This is a genomic window from Stutzerimonas nitrititolerans, assembly GCF_003696285.1.
Lineage (GTDB): Bacteria > Pseudomonadota > Gammaproteobacteria > Pseudomonadales > Pseudomonadaceae > Stutzerimonas > Stutzerimonas nitrititolerans.
Genome location: NZ_RFFL01000072.1, coordinates 1 through 588, shown reverse-complemented (window position 1 = coordinate 588; position 588 = coordinate 1). Strand labels below are relative to the sequence as shown.

General features: G+C 51.3%; 1 rRNA gene. It reads right to left on the bottom strand.

Annotation, left to right across the window (positions count from 1 at the left end):
* Positions 1–41 precede the first annotated feature (41 nt).
* Positions 42–588 (bottom strand): 16S ribosomal RNA (locus tag EA795_RS20745); the annotation flags it as partial.

Genomic DNA, 588 nt, shown 5'->3' with positions numbered 1-588 from the left:
ATCCCTCATCTTCGTAGAAGATGTTCCGAATATATCCTTAGAAAGGAGGTGATCCAGCCGCACCTTCCGATACGGCTACCTTGTTACGACTTCACCCCAATCATTTGTCCCACCTTCGACGGCTAGCTCCAAATGGTTACTCCACCGGCTTCGGGTGTTACAAACTCTCGTGGTGTGACGGGCGGTGTGTACAAGACCCGGGAACGTATTCACCGTAGCATGCTGATCTACGATTACTAGCGATTCCAGCTTCATATAGTCGAGTTGCAGACTACAATCCGAACTGAGAACAACTTNTGATTCACGATTACTAGCGATTCCGACTTCACGCAGTCGAGTTGCAGACTGCGATCCGGACTACGATCGGTTTTATGGGATTAGCTCCACCTCGCGGCTTGGCAACCCTTTGTACCGACCATTGTAGCACGTGTGTAGCCCAGGCCGTAAGGGCCATGATGACTTGACGTCATCCCCACCTTCCTCCGGTTTGTCACCGGCAGTCAACTTAGAGTGCCCAACTTAATGATGGCAACTAAGCTTAAGGGTTGCGCTCGTTGCGGGACTTAACCCAACATCTCACGACACGAG